The organism is Actinotalea ferrariae, assembly GCF_019733465.1.
Taxonomy (GTDB): Bacteria; Actinomycetota; Actinomycetes; order Actinomycetales; family Cellulomonadaceae; genus Actinotalea; species Actinotalea ferrariae_A.
The window spans coordinates 1-3,796 of sequence record NZ_JACVQL010000352.1; the positions used below are offsets into that span (position 1 = coordinate 1).

Here is a 3,796-nt window from a genome sequence, read left to right on the forward strand (position 1 = left end):
GTTGCCGGCGCACGCGCTGGCCCAGTAGCCGAACGCCGAGAAGAAGCCGACGTACTGGCCGAAGCCCGCCTTGGCGTAGGCGTAGACGCCCGCGTCGAGGTCGGGCCGGCGCATCGCGAGGTTCTGGAAGACGAAGGCGAGCAGCAGCATGCCGGTGCCCGCGACGAGCCAGGCGACGAGCGCACCGAGCACACCGGTCGAGCCGGCGAACCGGGCCGGGAGCGAGAACACCCCCGCGCCGACCATCGAGCCGACGACCATCGCGGTCAGCGTCAGGACGCCGATCTTCACGCCGGCGCCGGCCGGCGGTCGCGCGACGGCGGCGCCGCTCTCCTGCTGCAGGGTGGTGGTCACTGGTGGTCTCCTCCGTGGTGCGGCGGGGTGGGCCGCGTGGCTGGTGCCGGGGTCGATGAGTCGAGGGTGCTCGCAGCGCGAACGACGCGAGAGCGAAGGTGGGTGGTTCCACTCAGGCGCCCCGGGACGCCGCCGTCGGACGAGGCGTTGACGCGCGCGGGCGGGGCGAGCACCGTCGGACCCTGACGGGGGAGGCGGGATGGCCGACGCTGGTGCGGAGCAGGCGCGCGGGCTCGCGGTGCGCGTGGCGGTCGTCGAGGACGAGTCGCTCATGCGCTGGATGGTCCGAAAGATCGTCGAGGCGCGCCCGGACATGCGCATGGTCCACGAGGCGGCGGGCTTCGCAGAGGGGCGCGACCTCGTCCAGCCGGGCACGGCCGACGTCGTCGTCATGGACATCGACCTCGGCGACGGGAACGGGGTTGCGCTCGCGACGCTGCTCCAGCAGCGCGACCCGCGCCTGGGCGTCCTGCTGTTCTCGTCGCACGACGTGCTCGACCTCGTGCTCGCGGTGCGGGACACCATGCGCAGGCCGTGGAGCTACCTGTCGAAGAAGTCGTCGCTCGAGCCGGTGACGCTCGCGCGCGCGATCCACGCGACGGCGCGGGGCGAGGTGGTGCTCGACCCGGAGCTGGTCGGGAAGGCGACGGCGCGCGAGGGGTCGGCGCTCGCGGCGCTGACGCAGGGGCAGATGAAGGTGCTCCGCCTCGTCGCGGAGGGCTACTCGAACGCCTACGTCGCCGAGGCGCTGCAGCTGTCGCCGCGGTCGGTCGAGAACCACCTGCACGCCATCTACAAGGCGCTCGACATCCCGACCGAGAACTCCAACCCGCGCGTCATGGCCGTGCTCGCGTTCGTGCAGCAGTCGAGCCGGTACTAGGCATGGACCACCGCTGATGGCCGACGACGTCGCCGCGCGCGCCCCGGGCCTCGCGCCGGTCGGGCGCATGCCACGGCGCGAGGACGAGCGCGAGGCGGCACGCCGCGCGCTCGCCCTCGGCCTGGTCAACGTGCTGGCGGCATCGCTCGCGGCGGCGGGGCAGTGGGCGTCGTGGCGCACGGAGAACGAGCTCGACATCCACGTGACGTCGCCCGACTGGTGGCGCGTGCTCGCGGTGTTCGCGGCGAACCTCGTGCCGTCCGGGCTCGCCGTCGTCGTGTGCCTGCGGTGGGTGGGCGTGTGGCGGTACGGCTGGCGGCGTCGGCTCGCCGTGCTCGCGTCCGTCGCGGCGGCCTCCTCCCTGGTCCGCCTGCTGCTGCTCGCGACGCTGCGGTACTCGCCCGCCGACCTGTGGTTCGTCGTCGTCGAGGCCGCGTTCGGGGTGCTCGCGGTCGTCCTGGCCGTCTCGCTCGCGCTGTACGACTTCGACGTCGGTGCCGAGCTGCGGGCGGCCGAGGTGCGTCGGCGCGAGGAGGAGGCGCGTGCGGAGCAGGCCGCGCGCGAGGCGCAGCAGGCCGAGCTCGACGTGCGCCGCGACGTTTCCCGGCGGCTGCACGGGAGCCTGCAGCAGCGGCTCGTGATCCTCACGCACCGGCTCGAGCGGCTCTCGGCCATGGGTGCGTCGGGCGACGGCGGGGGTGCGCGCGACGGCATGGCGGACGAGCTGCGCGCGCTGGCCGACGAGCTCGACGAGGTGCGCGAGCGCGACGTCCGCGAGCTGAGCCACGCGCTCATTCCCGTGGGCGTGGACATCGGGCTGCGCGAGGCGCTGATGATCGCGCTCGGCCGGCTGCCGGCGACCGTCTCCACGTCGGTGACGCTCGACCCGGTCGTGCTCGAGCGCCTGGACGCGCCGGACCGACCGCACATGGCCGTGGCGGACCGGCTCCTCGTGCTCGACGTCGTCGAGGAGGGCGTGACCAACGCCGTCCGGCACGGCAGCGCGCACACCATCGCGGTGCACCTGGGCGTCGACGTCGGCGCCGACGTCGCCTTCACGGTCACGCTGGACGACGACGGCTCGGGCCTCGCGCCGGGGGCGCACGAGAGCGGGCTCGCGCGGCTGCGTGAGCGGCTCGCCAAGCGTGGCGGCTCGCTCACGCTGTCCGCGCGGTCCGAGGGCGGGTGCCGGTTGGTTGCCCGGCTGCCGCTCGCGGTCGACGCCGCGCGCGACGGCGGCGCCACGCGGTAGGCGGTCGGGTCTCGGGCAACGACGCGATCGGGTGACGGGCCCTTGCGCGAGGCGTCTCGTGCTGATCCAATGACTCAACGCATTGACTCATTGGAGACCTCATGGCCGGCGTCGTCCTGCTCGTCCTGCTTGCCTTCGCGACCGGGCTGATCGCCCTCGTGGTGCTGCTCGTCATGACGCTGCGCAGCGGCCGCCCGGAGGCGAACCCGCCCGCCGTGGCGCGTGCGGCCCGCCGTCACGAGGCGCTCATGTCGCTCGGCGCCGCGCTCGCGAGCCTCGCGGCGGTGATCGGCATCGTCCTGTTGCCCGACATCGTCTGGACGTCGGAGTTCCAGCCGCTGCCGGTGGCGCCGGGAGTGCTCCAGTACACGTGCCCGTTCGTGGGCGCCGTCGTGTTCTGCCTTGCGCGCGCGGTCGGCGAGCAGTGGTGGCCGCGGCCCAGCGGCACGGTCCGCACGGCCGTGCTGGCGCGGCGGTCCGTCACCGAGCTGGGCGGCTGGCGTCTCGCGGCGCTCGCGGCGACGACGTCGCTCGGCCTGCTCGCCGTCGTCGGCTACGGCGTGACTGCTGCGCCTGGTGGCCGCACCGTCGCGCACGTCCCGACGTACGACGCCGACGGCACCGTCATCGGCACGGGAGAGGCCGGGCCGTACCCGGGCTGGCCGTTCGGCATCCCCATCGCGGCGGGGCTGGTGCTGGCGTTTGGCGCGGCGCTGCTCGCGCTGTGGGTGGTCACCCGGCGTCCGGCGCTCGCCCTGGTCCCGCGCGAGCACGACGACGCGGTGCGCCGCACGTCCGCGGCGCGCGTGCTGGCCGGGTCGCAGGCGTGGGTGGGCGGTGCGATGGCGCTCATGATGCTGGTCGCGGCCGTGCCGCTGAACGGTGCCGGGCACACGGGTGGGGCGCTCGCGTCGCTCGTGGCGGGCGTCGTCGTCGGCGCCGGCTCGCTCGTTGTCGCGGTCTCGGCGATCCCTGGTCTGCGGGCGCGCGAGGCGGCCGGCCGCAAGGCCGCGGAGCCGGTGTCCGCATGACCGAGCTGCGCGTGGACCTCACCGCGCCGACGCCCGTCTACGAGCAGATCCGCGCGCAGGTCGCGGGCCTGGTCGCCGTCGGCGCGCTCGCGGCGGGGGAGCGGCTGCCGGCCTCGCGCGACCTCGCGCGGGACCTGGGCGTCGCGGTCGGCACGGTGCAGCGCGCCTACCGGGAGCTCGAGGCCGCGGGCGTCGTGACGTCCCGTCGCCGCACCGGGACGGTCGTCGCCCCGCGCGACGTCGTGCCGGGCGCGCCGGCCGCGGCCGGCGGCGCGGCGG

Annotated in this window: 5 protein-coding genes; 4 read left to right on the top strand and 1 reads right to left on the bottom strand. The window is 75.3% G+C overall.

Going from position 1 to position 3,796, the window contains the following annotated elements; all coding sequences use genetic code 11:
* A partial coding sequence (locus tag ICW40_RS19595) for an amino acid permease (RefSeq protein ID WP_308121925.1) occupies positions 1-291 on the bottom strand: 291 nt, incomplete at its 3' end.
* 262 nt (positions 292-553) lie between these two features.
* Here ICW40_RS19595 and ICW40_RS19600 point away from each other — a divergent pair.
* From ICW40_RS19600 to ICW40_RS19615, 4 genes are all read left to right on the top strand, one after another.
* Entirely contained in the window at positions 554-1,234 is a 681-nt protein-coding gene (locus tag ICW40_RS19600; protein WP_221655659.1) for a response regulator transcription factor, read from the top strand.
* Positions 1,235-1,250: 16 nt separating this feature from the next.
* Positions 1,251-2,486 (top strand): sensor histidine kinase, encoded by a 1,236-nt coding sequence (locus ICW40_RS19605; protein ID WP_221655660.1) that lies wholly within the window; start codon positions 1,251-1,253, stop codon positions 2,484-2,486.
* Between the two features lie 101 nt (positions 2,487-2,587).
* Positions 2,588-3,517, top strand: coding sequence for a hypothetical protein (locus ICW40_RS19610; protein ID WP_221655661.1), 930 nt, complete (start codon positions 2,588-2,590; stop codon positions 3,515-3,517).
* Positions 3,514-3,796: GntR family transcriptional regulator (locus ICW40_RS19615; protein ID WP_221655662.1), on the top strand; the 283-nt coding region annotated here is incomplete at its 3' end. The genes ICW40_RS19610 and ICW40_RS19615, both read left to right, overlap by 4 nt.